At 54.2% G+C, this 17,858-nt stretch carries 13 protein-coding genes; 12 read left to right on the forward strand and 1 reads right to left on the reverse strand.

Going from position 1 to position 17,858, the window contains the following annotated elements:
- The first annotated feature begins 154 nt into the window (after positions 1–154).
- From HGO41_RS04690 to HGO41_RS04730, 9 genes are all read left to right on the forward strand, one after another.
- Positions 155–1,735 (forward strand): carbohydrate porin, encoded by a 1,581-nt coding sequence (locus HGO41_RS04690; RefSeq protein WP_119262343.1) that lies wholly within the window; start codon positions 155–157, stop codon positions 1,733–1,735.
- A gap of 74 nt (positions 1,736–1,809) precedes the next feature.
- Positions 1,810–3,183: a sucrose-specific PTS transporter subunit IIBC gene (locus tag HGO41_RS04695; RefSeq protein ID WP_013578077.1), complete on the forward strand. Its 1,374-nt coding sequence runs from the start codon at positions 1,810–1,812 to the stop codon at positions 3,181–3,183.
- Positions 3,180–4,589: a sucrose-6-phosphate hydrolase gene (locus tag HGO41_RS04700; RefSeq protein ID WP_250980821.1), complete on the forward strand. Its 1,410-nt coding sequence runs from the start codon at positions 3,180–3,182 to the stop codon at positions 4,587–4,589. The genes HGO41_RS04695 and HGO41_RS04700 overlap by 4 nt, the downstream gene beginning before the upstream one ends.
- The gene (locus HGO41_RS04705) at positions 4,590–5,645 is read left to right on the forward strand and encodes a LacI family DNA-binding transcriptional regulator (protein WP_013578075.1); all 1,056 of its coding nucleotides are present in this window, start codon (positions 4,590–4,592) and stop codon (positions 5,643–5,645) included.
- 257 nt (positions 5,646–5,902) lie between these two features.
- Positions 5,903–6,721 carry an ATP-binding cassette domain-containing protein gene (locus HGO41_RS04710; protein ID WP_217244550.1) on the forward strand — a complete coding sequence of 273 codons (819 nt, stop codon included), beginning with the start codon at positions 5,903–5,905 and terminating at the stop codon, positions 6,719–6,721.
- Positions 6,721–7,536 (forward strand): ABC transporter ATP-binding protein, encoded by an 816-nt coding sequence (locus HGO41_RS04715; protein ID WP_250980822.1) that lies wholly within the window; start codon positions 6,721–6,723, stop codon positions 7,534–7,536. The genes HGO41_RS04710 and HGO41_RS04715 overlap by 1 nt, the downstream gene beginning before the upstream one ends.
- Positions 7,537–7,540: 4 nt before the next feature.
- Positions 7,541–8,779, forward strand: a complete 1,239-nt coding sequence (locus tag HGO41_RS04720; protein ID WP_250980823.1) for an MDR family MFS transporter — start codon at positions 7,541–7,543, stop codon at positions 8,777–8,779.
- A 13-nt stretch (positions 8,780–8,792) separates the two neighbouring features.
- Positions 8,793–10,301, forward strand: coding sequence for an ABC transporter substrate-binding protein (locus tag HGO41_RS04725; protein WP_131637417.1), 1,509 nt, complete (start codon positions 8,793–8,795; stop codon positions 10,299–10,301).
- Positions 10,301–12,088 carry an ABC transporter permease subunit gene (locus tag HGO41_RS04730; protein ID WP_250980824.1) on the forward strand — a complete coding sequence of 596 codons (1,788 nt, stop codon included), beginning with the start codon at positions 10,301–10,303 and terminating at the stop codon, positions 12,086–12,088. Before HGO41_RS04725 ends, HGO41_RS04730 begins: the two co-directional genes overlap by 1 nt.
- Positions 12,089–12,104: 16 nt before the next feature.
- Here the strand turns inward: HGO41_RS04730 and HGO41_RS04735 are convergent, their stop codons facing one another.
- Positions 12,105–13,085 carry a bifunctional helix-turn-helix transcriptional regulator/GNAT family N-acetyltransferase gene (locus HGO41_RS04735; RefSeq protein WP_153375195.1) on the reverse strand — a complete coding sequence of 327 codons (981 nt, stop codon included), beginning with the start codon at positions 13,083–13,085 and terminating at the stop codon, positions 12,105–12,107.
- A gap of 434 nt (positions 13,086–13,519) precedes the next feature.
- On the opposite strand from HGO41_RS04735, the gene HGO41_RS04740 reads away from it, so the two are divergent.
- The 3 genes from HGO41_RS04740 to HGO41_RS04750 are packed head-to-tail and all read left to right on the forward strand — an operon-like array spanning position 13,520 to position 17,856.
- Positions 13,520–16,021 carry a type VI secretion system Vgr family protein gene (locus tag HGO41_RS04740; RefSeq protein ID WP_250980825.1) on the forward strand — a complete coding sequence of 834 codons (2,502 nt, stop codon included), beginning with the start codon at positions 13,520–13,522 and terminating at the stop codon, positions 16,019–16,021.
- Between the two features lie 18 nt (positions 16,022–16,039).
- Positions 16,040–16,987: a T6SS immunity protein Tli3 family protein gene (locus HGO41_RS04745; protein WP_153375191.1), complete on the forward strand. Its 948-nt coding sequence runs from the start codon at positions 16,040–16,042 to the stop codon at positions 16,985–16,987.
- 2 nt (positions 16,988–16,989) lie between these two features.
- On the forward strand, positions 16,990–17,856 hold the full coding sequence (locus HGO41_RS04750) for a T6SS immunity protein Tli3 family protein (protein ID WP_153375189.1): 867 nt from the start codon (positions 16,990–16,992) through the stop codon (positions 17,854–17,856).
- The last annotated feature ends 2 nt before the right edge of the window (positions 17,857–17,858 follow it).

Raw genomic sequence — 17,858 nt, forward strand, 5'->3', positions numbered from 1 at the left:
TGGAATTGCCAGCAAGATCACAAATCCAGCACAAGGCTGCAGAACTTCGTTGCGTAAATACATAACGGGTGTTTATTGTGCTCAGGAAAACCAGTTTAGCAATTTAGCAAAATGGTTTTCCCATAATAATTAAACTTCCTCTGAAGGGATAAAAATGATGATGAAACCTCGCTATCTTGCTGTTGCTATTGGACTTATTCTTTCTTCTGCGGCCCAGGGTGCCGATATCTCCGCCAGTGCGATTGAAGCGCGCTTTGCGGCGATGGAAAAACGACTACAACTCGCCGAAAGCCGCGCCGCTAAGGCCGAAGCCCGTGCTACGCAGGCAGAACAGCAGGTTAAGCAACTCGAAACTCGCACCGCCAGCAACGAACAGCAAACCCGTCAGGTGGCGAAGACGGCTGAAATCACCCAGCAGCAAACTGCCGATGTGGCTAAACGCACTGAAACGTTAGCCGCTGATAACAATAAAAACAGCAGTGATAACAGCGGGTTTAAATTCACGGGATATGCCCGTTCCGGCGTGATCATGAATGACTCGGCGACCTCCACGGAAAGCGGCCCGTACGTGACGCCTGCCGGACAAACAGGCGGTGCAGTCGGGCGTCTTGGCAATGAAAACAACACCTACGTCGAGCTGAATCTGGAGCATAACCAGACAATGGCCAGCGGCGCGACTTCCCGCTACAAAGTCATGCTGGCTGACGGTCAGCGCAGCTACAACGACTGGACCGGCGCGACCAGCGATTTAAATATCCGTCAGGCCTTTGTTGAACTCGGCTCGCTGCCGACGTTCACCGGTCCGTGGAAAGATTCCACGCTGTGGGCGGGTAAACGCTTTGACCGCGATAATTTCGACATTCACTGGCTCGATTCCGACATCATCTTCCTGGCGGGGACCGGCGGCGGGATCTATGACGTCAAATGGGGAGATAACCTGAAAAGTAACTTCTCGCTTTACGGAAGAAACTTTGACGATCTTGAAGACGATAACAACGATGATACCCGCATCGAAAATTACATTGTCACAGCCAACAACTATGCCGGGCCTTTCCAGTGGATGCTGAGCGGGTTGCGTGCCAAAAACAATCAGGATCGCGAAAATAGCGGCACAAATGGGATCACTAATGCGGCGGATACCGGCTTCCATACCATGCTGGCGTACCACGGCGACAGTTTCTATGGTCTGCGTGAAGGGTCATCCAAAACCGCGCTGCTTTACGGTCACGGACTGGGGGCGGAGGTGAAAGCACTGGGCTCTGACGGACATCTGACTGACGATGCCAGTACACTGCGTCTGGCAACCTACGGCATCACACCGATCAGCAAAAACTGGAGTATTGCTCCGGCTGTTCTGGCTCAGCAGAGCAAAGACCGTTATGTCTCCGGCGATGACTATAAATGGCTGACCTTCAACACCCGGCTGATTCAGCAAATTACCGAGAACTTCGAGCTGGCGTATGAAGGCAGCTATCAGTATATGGATCTCAATCCGCAGGGTTACAGCGATTACAACAAAGTGAAAGGCGGTTTCTACAAACTGACCTTCGCACCAACCTTCAAAGTGGGCGATATCAGCAACATGCTGAGCCGCCCTGAAATCCGCTTCTTTGCCACCTACATGGACTGGAGCAAAGAACTCGACAGTTATTCCTCCAGTGATTCATTTGGTACTGATGGCTTTACAGCGGGCGGACAGTGGAATTTCGGCATCCAGATGGAAACCTGGTTCTAAACGGCAGGGTTTGGTTTAAAAAAAAGCACCCGGTCTGACCGGGTGTTAACGGTAATGACAAATTAAGGGATTCTATGAACATCAATGCAATCGCGACTGAGCTGCTTCCGCTGTTGGGTGGGAAGGACAATATTGCCAGCGCGGCACACTGCGCCACACGTCTGCGCCTGGTGCTGGCAGACGACAGTCTGATCAACAAAAGTGCTATCGAAAAAGTGGAAGGCGTAAAAGGCTGTTTCAGCAACGCCGGACAGATTCAGATCATTTTTGGTACGGGACTGGTGAACAAGGTGTACGCCGAGTTTATTAAAGTGGCCGGTATCAGCGAATCGAGCAAATCCGAAGCCGCCGATATTGCGGCGCGAAAACTCAATCCCTTCCAGCGACTCGCGCGCGTGCTGTCGAATATCTTTGTGCCGATTATTCCGGCGATTGTCGCATCCGGCCTGCTGATGGGGCTGCTCGGCATGGTGAAAACCTACGGCTGGGCCAACCCTGAGAGCGCGATTTTTATCATGCTCGATATGTTCAGCTCGGCGGCATTTATCATTCTGCCGATCCTGATTGGTTTCACTGCCGCACGCGAATTTGGCGGTAATCCGTTCCTGGGTGCAACACTGGGCGGCATTCTGACTCACCCGGCACTGACTAACGCCTGGGGCGTTGCCAGTGGTTTCCATACCATGAATTTCTTTGGTATCGAAATTGCGATGATCGGTTATCAGGGCACGGTATTCCCGGTTTTGCTGGCGGTCTGGTTTATGAGCTTCATCGAAAAACGTCTGCGCAAAGTGATCCCTGATGCACTGGATCTGATCCTGACGCCTTTCCTGACGGTCATCATTTCCGGTTTTATCGCTTTCCTGATCATCGGCCCTGCGGGTCGTGCGCTCGGGGACGGTATCTCCTTTATTCTCAGCACGTTAATTACCCATGCCGGTTGGGTGGCAGGTCTGGTGTTTGGCGGATTGTATTCGGTTATCGTGATCACCGGTATTCACCACAGCTTCCATGCGATTGAGGCCGGTTTGCTGGGGAACCCGAATATCGGGGTGAATTTCCTGCTGCCTATCTGGTCGATGGCGAATGTTGCACAGGGAGGAGCCTGTCTTGCGGTCTATTTCAAAACGCGTGATGCGAAAATTAAAGCCATTGCCGTGCCTTCAGCATTCTCCGCGATGTTGGGCATAACGGAAGCGGCAATTTTTGGTATCAACCTGCGCTTCATGAAACCGTTTCTCGCCGCTCTGGTCGGCGGTGCGCTTGGCGGCGCCTGGGTGGTTGCGATGCACGTCAATATGACGGCGGTTGGCCTGACCGGTATTCCGGGGCTGGCCATCGTGCAGTCCAGTTCGATTCTCAGCTACCTGATTGGTCTGGTGATTGCCTTCGGCAGCGCATTCCTGTTGTCATTGCTGCTGAAATACAACACGGAGAGTGAAAAATGACAGAAGTCAGTTTGCTGAAAAAAGCGCTGCGCAGTGTGGTGGCCGGTCAGGTCAGAGCGGCGGCAGATCCTTATCGACCCGGCTGGCATCTCGCGCCGCCGGTCGGGCTGCTCAATGACCCTAATGGCTTTATCCAGCATAACGGTCGATTCCATTTGTTCTATCAATGGAACCCGCTGGCCTGCGCGCACGGTGCCAAGTTCTGGGGGCACTGGAGTTCAGCAGATTTACTTCACTGGCAGCATGAACCACTGGCGCTGGCGCCGTCAGAAGAATACGAAACCCACGGCTGTTATTCCGGCTCAGCCGTAACAGACAACGGCCAACTGACGCTGATTTACACCGGCAACGTGAAATATCCCGATGGCAGCCGCACGGCGTTTCAGTGTCTGGCGCGCGAAAATGCTGAGGGTGAGTTTGATAAAACCGGGCCGGTATTCAACCTGCCGCAAGGCTATACCGGACATGTGCGTGATCCGAAAGTCTGGTGGCATGACAAACACTGGTACATGGTGCTGGGCGCTCAGGATCTCAGCCTTCAGGGCAAAGTGTTATTGCTGCGATCTGACGATTTATCCGCGTGGGATCTGCTCGGCGAAATTGCCGGTTCAGGTTTACACGGGCTGGGTGAGTTCGGTTTCATGTGGGAGTGCCCGGACTTATTCCGGCTGGCCGAAAACGACATTCTGATTTGCTGCCCGCAAGGTTTAGCGGCGGAATCTGACCGTTATCTGAATACATTCCAGTCGGGTTATTTTGTCGGACAACTGGATTACGCCAATACCACGTTTACGCACGGCGATTTCGCTGAGCTGGATCTGGGGTTCGAATTTTATGCACCGCAAACCACGCAAACGGATGACGGGCGACGGCTGCTGATTGGGTGGATGGGGATCCCGGACGGCGATGAATTTTTCCAGCCAACGATACAAAACGGCTGGCTGCATACCCTGACCTGCCCGCGCGAACTGACACTGGTCGCGGGAAAAATCATCCAGAAACCGGCCCGTGAACTGCAACAACTTCGTCGTGACGAGCAGACATGGCAAGGGATTGCGGACTATTGCCTGCCTCTGGACATCACCCACGCCGAGACAGAGATTGTCACTGAGCACCCCTTCATCGCCGATTTTGGTGGTGATATGACCCTCAGCTTCGACGGAGAATGGCTGCGTTTAAGCCGTAAAAACCGACGTACGGGTGTGCCTGAACATCGTGTCTGGCAGGGGCAGTTACGTAAGCTGACGGTATTAAGCGATGCATCGAGCCTTGAAATTTTCATTAATGACGGAGAAGCGGTGATGTCCGCACGCTATTTCCCTGTTTTACCAGCACAATTGAACTTGCAGGGTTCTCATCAGATTACGCTGCGCCACTGGTCGTTGGCGGAATGCGTGATAGAATAAATGTCTTTCCGGACAACAGAATATGGCGCAGTGAAAAAGACCAAACGCATCACTATCAGTGGCATAGCCGAACTGGCTGGCGTATCGAAATCGACTGCCAGCCAGGTACTCAACGGGCACAGCAAGAAGTTTCGTATCTCCGATCCTACCCGGGATCGGGTGCTCGCCGTGGCGGCTGAACATCATTATCAGCCGAGCATTCACGCCCGTTCGCTGAATGTCAGCCGCAGTTTCACCCTGGGGCTGGTGGTGCCGGAAATGACCAACTACGGTTTTGCTGCCTGTTCTAACGAACTTGAAACACTGTGTCGTGAGAACGGCATGCAGCTGCTGATTGCCTGTACGGATGAAAATACCAGCCAGGAAACCATGGTGGTCAATAATCTCATCCAGCGTCAGGTCGATGGCCTGATTGTGGCGTCCAGCATGCTCAGCGATGCGGAATACGTAAAAATCAGCCAGCAAGTCCCCGTCGTTTTGTTTGACCGTCATATGCAGGACACGCAGCTCCCTATTGTTGTCTGTGAAGCCATCGAATCTTCAGCAGAACTGGTTTCGCGGATAGCGAAAATTCAGCGGGACGAGTTTTATTTTATCGGCGGCCAGCCGCGAATTTCTCCGACCCGCGATCGCCTCGCAGGCTATCAGCTTGGCCTGCAGCGGGCAGGTGTCAGTCTCGACCCCGACTGGATTGTGTACGGCAACTACCACCCGAGCTCCGGCTACGAAATGTTTGCGCAGCTGTGTGCCCGGCTTGGGCGTCCACCCAAAGCGCTTTTCGTGGCCTCCTGCGGTTTGATGGAAGGGGTTCTGCGCTATATGAGTCAGCATCAATTGCTTGAGAGTGATATCCATCTTTGCAGTTTTGACGATCACTATCTTTACGACTCGCTGTCCGTGAAAATTGATACCGTCGCTCAGGACTGCGGGGAGCTGGCCATGCACTGCTTCAGCATGATCAGTGATCTGATGAATGAACACCCCATCGCACAGCCACAATGCTTTTTAACCCCTAAATTGCACTGGCGTTCCCCGCACTTCTCGCAGATCAAATAGATATTCAATGTCGTCACATGAGGATGATGAGAGATGTTAATTCATCTCGCATCATCTGATTGTTCCTGCCAGCTTTGCTTCATCATGTCCCGGCTACGACAGCGGCGAACTCATCATTTCGCTGCCTGAAAGGGTGCTGCACACAGTTGCACCGGCAAATAGCACAGAGAAAATCACAAAACCTTTTGCATTAAATTGACACATTTTGTTATGTTATCACATATCAAAACAGTCGCAGCGATGAACAGGTTTAGGGAATGACATACAACAGGACGCAAAATACTGAACCGGTTCTCGCGGTGGAAGGGCTGACAGTGCGGCTCGCAGGTGAAGAACGCGTTAGCGGACTGAGTTTCAGCGTCAGTGCGGGCGAACGGGTGTGTCTGCTTGGTGCTTCCGGCTCCGGTAAATCACTGACTGCCAAAGCCATCACCGGCACGCCGCCTGCGGGCGCGATACACGGCGGCAGCATTCGGGTGAATAGCGTCGAAGTGCGCGGCATACATCCGGTTTCACGTTGTGCTGCCAGCCGCGTCGCCACGGTTTTTCAGGATTCTTCCACCGCACTGAACCCGCTGATGACGCTCGGAAAACAGCTACGTCTCGCCCTGCCCGCCGCCAGCGAAGACGAAATCTGCACGATGCTGGATGCCGTCGGGCTGGGCGATATTGCACAATTTTCCACCCGTTATCCGGCGGAGCTTTCCGGCGGCCAGCGCCAGCGTTTGTGCCTGGCGCTGGCGATGCAATCCTCTTCTTCGCTGCTGGTGGCGGATGAACCGACCACCGCGCTCGACGTGCTGACCCAGCAACAGGTTTTACAGGTCATGCATAACGCCTGCACCCGCCCGCAATCACCCCGGGCGCTGCTGTTTATCACCCATGATATTGCCGTCGCCGCGCAGCTATGCGAGCGCGCACTGGTAATGGAAAACGGCGTGCTGGTGGAATCTGCCGGTATGGCGCAGTTACTCCGTCATCCGCAACATCCTTATTCCAGAAAACTGGTTCACGCTGCGAGACAGGCCGCCGCGCTGCATCAGAATGCCGCGGCGCGGAGCGGGGTTGCTGTCTGATGGAATCTTCACTGCATCTGGCCACCGAACCGTTTCTGCATCTGCATAACGTCAGCCGCCATCTCGCCCTGCAGCGGTCCGGCTGGCGCAGGCAGCACGCTGCGCTTTTTGAGCATCTGTCGCTGCGTATCGGCCCCCACGAAACACTCGGGCTGGTCGGCGCGTCCGGCTGCGGAAAATCCTCCCTGCTGAAAATCTTGCTGGCGCTTGAATCTCCCGACAGCGGTGAAGTATATTGCGCCGGTGTTAAAATTCGCCCCGGCTCTGCACGGTCTCTGCGCGCATACCGGCAGCGCGTGCAGTACATTCCGCAGGATCCGGCCGGTTCGCTGCCACCGGCTCAGACCGTTTATCAGATTATTGCCGAACCGCTGAAACGCCTCGGGTTTAGCGGCAATATCCGTCTGCGCGTGACTGACGTGATGGCGCAGGTCTGCCTGAACGAAACGTTGATAGGGCGTACGGCAGCCGGACTCTCCGGCGGGCAGGCGCAGCGGCTAGCGATTGCCCGTGCGCTGGCGATCCGCCCGCAAGTTCTGGTGGCCGACGAGCCGGTGAGCGGGCTGGATCTTCCCCTGCGCGGGCAGATCAAACAACTGCTCCAACAGGTGACGCAGCAAAATGGCATGGGCCTGCTGATGGTCACGCACGATATCTCGATGGTGGCCGGGCTATGCGACCGGTTGCTGGTAATGCACGGCTGCAAAATTGTGGAAGACCGCGCCACACAGGATATTTTGCGCACCCCGGACCATACGCATACCCGGCAACTGCTGCAGGCCATTCCTCATTTACCTTTGACCGTTAACGGATAACCGGATGCTGACCCGTTCCATTGCCCGCGCTTCTGCGCCAAAACCACCGCTGCTGCTCGCCAGCAATCTGGTATTTAACATTGGCTTTTATGCCGTCGTGCCGTTCCTGGCGATTTTTCTGCGCGACGATTTATTGCTTTCCGGCTGGGCGATCGGGCTGGTGCTGGGTTTGCGGACATTCTCGCAACAGGGCATGTTTTTGCTCGGCGGGGCACTGTCTGACCGCTACGGCGCACGGGTCATCATTCTGCTGGGCTGCGTGGTGCGTATCGCCGGTTTTCTGCTGCTCGGGCTTTCCGACACACTGGCACCGGTGATTCTCGGCGCCTGTCTGACTGGCATCGGCGGCGCACTGTTTTCCCCTTCGATCGAAGCGCTGCTGGCACAGGCAGGAACGCACAGCGAGAAAGCCGGAAAACGCAGCCGGGCAGAATGGTTCGCGCTCTCGGCGGTCTGCGCGGAACTGGGTGCGGTGCTGGGGCCATTGCTCGGATCGCTGCTGTCCGGTTACGGTTTTCAGCCGGTGGCGCTCGCCGGTTCCGGTCTGTTTCTGATTGCGCTGGTGGTGTTGTTTTTCACGCTGCCCGCCACGCCGGAACGTGCCGCTGAACTGAAAATTGTGCCGTGGTGGCAGACCTTCCGTCAGCCGCGTTTTGTGGCCTTTATTATTGCCTACAGCGCTTATCTGTTCAGCTACAACCAGTTGTATCTGGCGCTGCCGGTGGAGCTGCGCCGTTCGAGCGGCAGCGAGCAGGACCTCGGGCCGCTGTTCGTGCTGGCCTCGGTGCTGGTGATCGTTCTGCAAATGCCGCTGGCGCGTTTTTCCCGCCGGATAGGCGCGGCGCGGATTTTACCTGCGGGCTTCGGATTGCTGTCTTCCGCGTTTATCGCCGTGGCGCTTTTCGCCTGGACAATACCGCCGGAAGGCTGGCTGCGGCTGCTGCCTTCCGTATTACTGATTACCCTGCTGACTGTCGGCCAGATGCTGATTGTGCCGGTCGGGATGGATCTCATTCCGCGCTTTGCCGGGCAACATAATCTCGGTGCGCATTATGGTGCGCTGTCGTCGATGGGCGGCGCTGCGGTGCTCGCGGGCAATTTCCTGCTCGGCGGCCTGCTCGATAACGCCCTGACACCGTCTCCGGGCGCAGTGATTCCGTGGCTGGCGCTGGCCGCCGTTCCCTTTTTAAGCGCGCTGGCGATGTGGCGAATCTGCCGCCAGTTGCCCCCTCCTGCAATCTGACAAGGAACTTCTGATGTCTCTGTTACGTGTAAGCCCGCTGGCCGGGCTGCTTTCTGCTGCCCTTTTACTGACCGGTTGCTTCAGTGAAGCCGATAAAACCCCCGAAAAAAGCGCGGATCAACGCCTGCGGCTGGCGATGTTACAGCCGCCGCGTTCCGGCCTGACGCCGCTCAGCGACGATGCATTTAAACTCTCACGCTGGAGTACAGCAGAGACGCTGGTGACGCTCGATAAGCTCGGCGAAGCGCAACCGGCGCTGGCCATCCGCTGGCAGCAAATCGGTAATAACAGCTGGCGTTTCGCGCTGCGTGCCGGTGTGAAATTCCACGACGGCAGCCCGCTTGATGCCGCCACAGTGGTGAATGCACTGACCGTCGCCGCACATGCCGCGCCGAAACCGCGCATTCTGGATGGCGTGCAACTGACCGCCGTGGCTGACGGCGCACTGGCGGTGATTGTGACCACCGCACTGCCGGATCCGTTGCTGCCGCAGCGTCTGTCCAGCCCGCAACTGGCGATTCTTTCACAAAAAGCCTACAGCGCCAGCGGCGTGGTCGATCCACGCCATACCGGTTCCGGCCCGTTTGAACTGGTGCAGGTGAATGGCACCAGCAGCGCCCGGCTTGAACGTTTCGCCGGTTACTGGGGCGAAAAGGCCAAAGCCAGCGGCATTGATGTCAGTTTCGTGCCGGACGGCACCGCACGCGGCGCGGCATTACGCAGCGGCACGGCGGATATTGTCGAAGCCATTCCCGTGTCTCAGGCCCCGCTGCTCGATCAGAACTTAATCCACGAGGTGCCGATGCCGCGCACCAACACGCTGTATCTCAATACGCGCCTCGGCGTCATGCAGGATCCGGCGCTGCGTGCCGCCGTTCGCGAGGCGATTAACCGTCAGCAACTGGTGGATAATGTCTACGAAAAACGCGCAGATGTGGCGCAGGGTCTGCTCGGCCCGGCACTCCCCTGGGCAGCACAACTGCGCCAGCCGGTGAGCCATCCGGTAGCTGCCCGTAAACCGGCCGGTGAAACCATCACGTTAGCGACATTCAGTGACCGCGCTGAACTGCCGGAGGTGGCGGTGTATCTTGCGCAACAACTGAAGGCCGCCGGTTTTACCGTGAAACAGGTAGTGCGCGAATACTCACAAATCGAATCTGACGCGCTGGCAGGCAAGTTCGATGCCTTTATTTTATCCCGTGCGACGGTGCTGGATTCCGGCGACCCGGTGGCCTATATGTACAGCGATTTTGCCTGCAAAGGGTCGTTTAACATTGCGCAGCTTTGCCGCCCTGACATCGATCAGGCGCTGCAAAAGGCTGCCGTTATTCCGGCTGGCGCTGAACGCCGCCAGGCGATCATGCAGGCTGAAAACCTGATCCTCGCCACGGATGCCGCCATTCCAATGTTGCATGAACGGGTGATTCAGGGCGAAGCAGCGGATATTCGTGATGCAGTGCGCGACCCGCGTGAACGCACATTAATCAATGCCGCAACACAACGTGCGGTTCAGGCCGACTGATGAGTGAATCTCTGTATTGCCGCACCTGCATGGCCGTCAGCCGTGTTCGCATGAGCCAGACCGGCGGCGCGTGGATACCGCTGATTTCGCGCTTGCTGACGCTGGCCGCCATCGTGGTATTGATCGGCCTGTTGCCGTGGCTGTCGGGCAGTGATCCGGCACTGACCTTGCTGCGCGCAAAATCCGGTGAGCAGGAAGCCACGGCAGAAACGCTCAATGCGATCCGCCTTACTCTGGGGTTAGATCAGGGGCCGTGGCATGCACTGACCCACTGGCTGGCCGGTTTGTTGCGGGGTGCCGCGGGAATTTCCTGGGTATCCGGCATGCCGGTTTTACCCGGCATGTTGCGGGCCACCGGCGTTTCACTGACGCTGATGGCGGTTTCCGCTGGCGTGGCGTTTCTGATTGCACTGCTGTTATGCGCGGGCACGATGATTCGTGGCTTGCAGGGCGGCACGGCACGCCCGGCCGGTTTTCTGGCCGCACTGCTGACCGCGCTGCCCGAGTTTTTACTGGCGTCGGTGCTGCTGATTACCGGCGCTGTCTGGCTGAAATTTTTCCCGCCTTATGGCTGGTCCGGCTGGTATTACGCTGTGCTGCCTGCGCTGGCGCTGGGCATTCCGGCGGGTGGCTATCTCGGGCGGCTGTATTCCGATGCCCTCAGCGGTGTCTTTAATGAAAGCTGGCTGACCACCTGGAGCGTGCTGGGCATTTCGCGCCGCCATACCGCACTGGCCATTATCCGCCGCGCATTGCCCGGGGTAATGCCGTTAACCGGACTGGTGCTGGTGTCGCTGACCGGCGGTGCAATCGCGGTGGAAAAAGTCTTCGCCATCCCCGGCCTGGGGCGCGCTACGCTGGGCGCGGCGGCGGCGGGAGATTTACCGGCGTTACAAACCGGCGTGCTGATCCTGCTGCTGCTGGCCTCCGCCATCGGCATGCTGACGGGCGGCATGCGGCGGATATTACTGGGACGTGCGTTGTCATTGGGTGCGGTGCCGGTTCCGCAACCCGATGCCACGCCCGAGAAACAGCGGGCATGGCTGCCGTGGCTTTGTCTGAGCGTTCTGGTCGTTATGGTTCTCGCCGGTTTGCCGCGCGACCCGCTGACATCAGAGTATTTGCGCCTGCAATCCCCCTCTTTCGCTTTGCCGTTTGGCGCTGACGCGATGGGTCGTGACCTTCTCGCCCGCGTGGCGCGTGGCACATTCAGCACCTGTTTGCAGGCACTGAGTGTTTCACTGATTTGCCTGCTCGCAGGCGTGATTACCGGTGCTTTTCCCCGTGCTATGACCGGCCCGATTGAAGTCACTAACGCACTGCCGCCGGTCATTGCCGGGCTGGTGATCGCTGCCATCAATGGCCCAACCGCCACCGGCGCGGCGATTGCCGTCACCGCCGTAAGCTGGGCGCCGCTGGCAGCACATACCGCCGCGCTGGTGGCCGAAATCCGCGCAAGGCCATACATGCAGATGCTTGCGGTCATTGGCGTGGGTGCATTGCGCCGTAATGTATTTTATGTGTTTCCTGCGCTGGCAGGTCCGCTGTTGCGCCACGCCCTGCTGCGTTTACCGGGCATCGCGCTGGCGCTGGCATCATTAGGTTTTCTCGGGCTTGGCGAATCCCCGCCCGCCCCGGAATGGGGACGCGTGCTGGCGGAAGGGATGCCGTATATTGAACGCGCCCCGTGGAGTGTGCTCGCGCCTGCCGGTGCGCTGGCGCTGCTGTCCGTGATGGCGGTGACGATGAGCAGTTTGCGCTGGAAAAAAACCGTCAGGGCTGGCTGAACTGTTACCTGAATCATTATTTTCGCGCCAATCTGACGGTACTGCCGCCCTGATGACCGGCCGGACTCAATTTCGCCTCATGACAATCTCCGGTCAGGCGTGTATTTTTTCGCTGTTCTGTTACGTGCTCAAAATCTTCTTTTTTCAGATGCATCGGGGTGATGGGCATGCCGTAGAAATCACGGGTGGGCCCGGTGATTTTTCCACCCAGCTCGCTGATGATCCTGACCGTGGAATCCCGCGCCTCCATTATCACGTTATCTGTTTCTTCAAGCATCTCCGTCAGGGAAACCCGCGCCAGTTGCCTGCCGATGCCCATCCCGCGATAACAAGGATTAACGGCAAACCTTCCCCAGTGCCATTCGTTATTTTCCTGCCAGCAGGCGACAGTGCCCAGAACATATTCTCCCGAGCGAACTATCCAGCATTTAGTTTTAAGCTCTGCGGGTAACAGAATAAGCGCCTGCGGAATATTCTGTTCCTGCGAAAAAGTCTCCATTAAGAGTTTTGTCACTTCGGGAAGGTAATTACTGCGCATAATTTCAATTTGTATTCTTTGCGGATGACGTGCGGCATTCCGCCGGAAAGTATTTATTCTCAACGCACGTAACCCATTAATTATTTCCTGCGCTTGCTGTAATTCCATTGCATTTTGAACAAATGAAAATTCATTATCCGCCGAAGCATCAGCCGCGGCTAAACACTGCGCACCTGCCGTCGTCAGCTGAAAACTTTTTTGCCGCTTGTCTCTCTCTCCGGTGACCGGTTCAACATAATTTTTTCCGGCCAGCACGTTCAGCGTACGGCTTAGCGAGGCCTTATCCATGCTCAGTTGCAGGCATAACTCAGCAAAAGACGTCACGCCGTTCTTTGAAAGATAGGTCAGCAGATGCGCCTGCGTAAGAGATAAACCCGAGCGAAAACAGTTTTTATCCAGCAACCCGAGCTCCCTGACAAGGTAACGCAGCTCGGTGCGAATCGAATGAATGGCCGTCATTTTTAACCCTGTTAGTTGATAGTATCAACGAAATTAAACAGCTTCCACCATTCTGTCAACCCTGAACTACATCCCTCAATCCACTCATACACTACCGTTCAATTCTGAGCCGCTGCGCCGGCACTTATCTGGCATTATGTTAACGAGATGAATAACCTGAATTAATAAGAAGAAAATGATTATAAAAACCCGGCAATACAAATCATAGCCTTCAGGCATACTTGCCAGAGCCATTATTTTTAATTATTGAACATACATCACTTCTGTTTTTGGGATTTTTAAGTAGACTTGCGCGATCTTTAAATTTAACTTAAGTCAAATTATATTTTCATTCATGCCGCTAATGATTTAACACAATGGATTCATTTCATAACCAGTAAACAGGGTGTCGATTAACCGGCCATATGCTGCGTTGTGTCAAAGGGAATTAAACGATGAGCATTCAGGATTACATTCTTGCAGGCAGTAAATTACCGGTCCACAACCATTATCAGTTAAGATTAATACGGCTGGAATCTCAGCAGCCCGGCGTCGATATTTCTGTGCTCAAATTCAGCGGCAGCGAGGCCATCAGCGATATTCTGCGCTATGAGATAGCGTTTACCAGCACGGTGAAAGATATTCCCGCCCGGCACATCATCAATTATTCCGCGCTGTTCCTGATGTACCCCGACGGTAAGCCGTGGGAGTCTGTAAAGCCTCGCATTATTCCCGGTGTGATCACGCAGTTCCGCCAGTGCAGCACTTCTGCTGATGAAACCCGTTACGTCGCCACGCTGGAGCACCGCGTCACCCGCTTAAATCAGGGCAGCAATAACGCGATTTACCAGAACGACAGCATCATCAGCATGACCGAAAACACCTTCCTGCGTTACAACATGGACCGGCTGGATTTTCGGTTTGCGCTCAATGACCAGTACCCGCTGAAAAAATTCATGATGCAGTTCGGTGAAAGCGAATACGCCCATATTGCGCGACGCCTGGCAGACAGCGGCATCTCGTACTTCTTCGAATATGACGAAGAGAACAACTGCGACGTCATGGTCCTGGCCGACCATTCTTACGCCTGGCCGGAACCGGTTGAGATCCCGTTTCGCAACCCGGCGGGACTTTTTGACGGCGGCCTGGAATCAGTCTGGGAGATGTCGGTCAGCCGCAAGGCCATTCCGAAGTCAGTCACGGTTAACGACGACTATTACCCCGCTGCGCAAAGCGATATGACCGGCACGACGCAGACCAATCCCGATTATCCGGCGCTGGTCGCCGAAGATTACCGCTGGGGTGAGTACTATCCTGAGCCGGGCAAGGAATTCAGCAACGAGCCCGGACAGGGCATGTGGTACGCCAGACGCCGTCAGGAACGTTACCTCAGTGAGCAAATCACCTTTGAGGGCAAATCTAACTGCATGACGCTGCGTCCGGGGATGGTCATCACCACACCCGGCAAAGACTGGCCGGAAGCGCCGGACGGTCTCCTGATAGTTTCCACCAACTCTAAAAACGTCGCCCGCGATACGGCGTACTTCGTCACCTTCACCGCGGTTCCGCGTAATACTCAGCATCCGTACCGCCCTGCGTTGTTGCCGTGGCCGACCGTCACCGGCACGCTGCCTGCCCGCATCTCCAGCGCGCATCCGGACGAACCTTACGCCCACATCAACGCCGACGGTTTGTACCGCGCCCAGTTTGGTTTCGACCGTACCGAATGGCAGAAAGGCTTTGAGAGCTGCTGGCTGCGTCTGGCCAAACCGTATTCCGGTGATACCTGCGGCTTCCATATGCCGCTGCTGGATTCCACCGGCGTGGCGATTGCCTTCGAAAATGGCGACGTTGACCGGCCTTATATCGCCTGTGCGCTGCATGATTCAACGCACCCGGATCATGTGGCGTTACCGAATTATAAGCGGAACGTCATACGCACTCCTTCTGGAAATAAGTTAAGACTTGATGATTCACGAGGCAAAGAACACATCAAGCTTTCCACACCGGCCAGCGGCAAAAGCCAGCTGAACCTGGGGGCGCTGGTCGATGACAAGCGCAAAGACCGCGGTCACGGCGCCGAACTGCGCACCGACGACTGGGTGGCCGTTCGTGGCGGCAAAGGGGTGTTTATTACCGCCGACGTGCAGGCGTCAGCCGGAGGTCAGCAACTGGACATGCAACAGGCCAAAGCACTTCTTTCCAGTGCGATGGTAGAAATGCAGAGCCTGTCGGCCAGTGCTCAACAGGCCCAGGCATTAGCGGCGGATATCGACCGGCAACAGACGCTGTTACAGCAGAAACTCGACAAACTTCAGCAAGCCGTTTTGCTTTTAAGCGCACCAAAAGGCGTCGGTATTGTCAGCGGGGACAGTATGCAATTGTACGCGGAAGACAGCCTGACGCTGACCGCCGGTAAGCAGGTGGATATCGGCGCGACGAAGAAATTCACCGTCGCCGCCGGTGATCAGATCAGCCTCTACAGCCGTCAGGGAACCAAAATATTTGCCGCCAAAGGCGACATTGACGTTCAGGCGCAGGGCGGGAAATTCACCACCTGGTCAACGGACGATACGCATATTGCCAGTGGCAAAAAAATGACGGTGACAGCACAGGACGAGCTGGTTCTGATCTGCGGCGGTGCCTACATCAAACTGAAAGGCGGTAACGTTGAAATTGGCGGGCCGGGGAAACTGCTGGTTAAAAATGGCGGCATCGTCAAGCAAGGCTCGGCCAGCATGCAGAGTGCGATGAAATCGTTCGAGCCCGAACAGTTCAATGAAGGATTTGTCGTTACTCATCCGCTCAACGGCAAGCCACTGGCTTCCCAGAAATATAAAATCACACTGGATGATGGACAGATCATTGAAGGGCTGACTGATGAAAAAGGCATGACCTCTCTCACTAAATCACAAGCCGCGCAGGATATGGTCATTTCGTTACTGGATGGCGAATAAGGATTTCAAGGAAAGAATATGAAAAAAATAACTAAATTAATCATCAGCGCGCTCAGTCTTTCTGTTGTGATAAGTGTGACAGGTTGTGCTGTTGGCCCCTGGGGAGGCCTCATTATAGGTAACCCTTTTTCCGGAATAGCGGAAGCTCGTCAGGCTAGAGAATATAATGAAAGGCAAGCAGAATTAAAGAAAGAAGCACTACAGAAAGAGCTATTGGCCGAAAAAACTTATGGGCCGCCACAGGTGATATATCGTATTGATAAAAAACGCTATATCACGCTTGAAAAGTATACCCATTGCGACAATGGTCAGATATTTTTTCATAATGATGAAAAAAATATAAAATTACCACTAGCGGTCTCATCGCGAAGCGTAATGAATTACAAAGGAAAATTCATCTGGGCAGCGAAGAGCGACAACATGCTGGCTTTTCCTTTAGTGAGAGGCGGCAACGATCATTGTAGTGACACTCTCAAAAACTGTGCTTATAGCATTCTATCAGCCAGTAACGATGGGGGGGAGAAATTTAGTGATATTATATTCGGTGCAAGTAATAGCTCAAACTCTAAAGAGTACACGGTTGTCCTTACAGATGATGCTATCTTCACCAAAAGAGACAAATATCCTACTGATAAATTTTCTGTCGATACAGATGGTAAATTTTATAATGTAAGGCAAGTCTGGGTCCAGGATGAACTTTATAAAGGCTTGTTGAAGTTCGGGGTGCCAAAAGATGTTTTAGCAAATAACCGAGTAGGTTATATACCTTCTTGGCTAAAAGCATTACACGATTACTCTGATATTCAAATTCATGAAGTTGATGTAAAGGCTCATACGTTGTTAAACCGACTCAATAACTCACCGACTTTAGAGAAATTACCTGATGAAAAGATCGGTAAATCAATAAGTAGTGAATTTACTTGCAATGATGCTCTGATACCGACTCAGCCTAAAAATCAAGGATGACCATGAAGAATCTAACTTTACTCGCAGGTGCATTAATATTTTCACTGACCAGCCTGAATGGCTGCGCCGTGACACCGCCTCCGGTGCAGACATCAACGCAGCCAAAAAAGCTGGCAGTACAACCCATCCATAACCCACCACAGGTGATTTATCGTATCGATAAAAATCGCTATCTCACGCTGGAGGATTATTCGAACTGCGATGATGGTTCGATTTATTATCGCAATGACAGCAAGAAGATAAAAACTAAACTCTGGTTCCTCTCTAAGGGAACGATGAACTATAAGGGCAAGTTTATCTGGGCAGCGAAAAACGACGACATGCTGGCGATTCCATTGGTGAGCGGTGATAACGCACCTTGTGGTGACCCATTAAGAGGCTGTGCTTACAGCATACTATCAGCCAGTAATGATGGTGGAAAAACATTTAATGATATAAAATTTAGAGCAACTGATAGCTCAGCTTCTAAAGATTACACAATCGTTATTTCTGATAATGCCATATATATTAAAAGCATCAACTATAATGCTGATAAATATGTACGCAATAACGAAGGTGCTTTTATACAACCAAGAGAATTATCAATTAACAACATTTTCTACAAAAAACTTTTGGCAATGGGAATACCTGATGATGCTTTAGATAAAAAAAATCTTTTGGATGTAAATGGGAGTTTATTATCAACTAAATATTCATATACTAATGAACAGCTTTCTGACTTGGGTAATAAGGTTAGTGCTTTATATTATGATATAAGAGATAATACTCCCCAAGATACAATCCCTAAATTGATGCCATTCCCTCAAAGCGCAACTCAATTTACCTGCAACACCGCATTGCTCCCTACTCAGCCTAAAAATCAAGGATGACC

The organism is Rahnella sp. CG8, from assembly GCF_023701875.1.
Classification (GTDB): domain Bacteria; phylum Pseudomonadota; class Gammaproteobacteria; order Enterobacterales; family Enterobacteriaceae; genus Rahnella; species Rahnella aceris.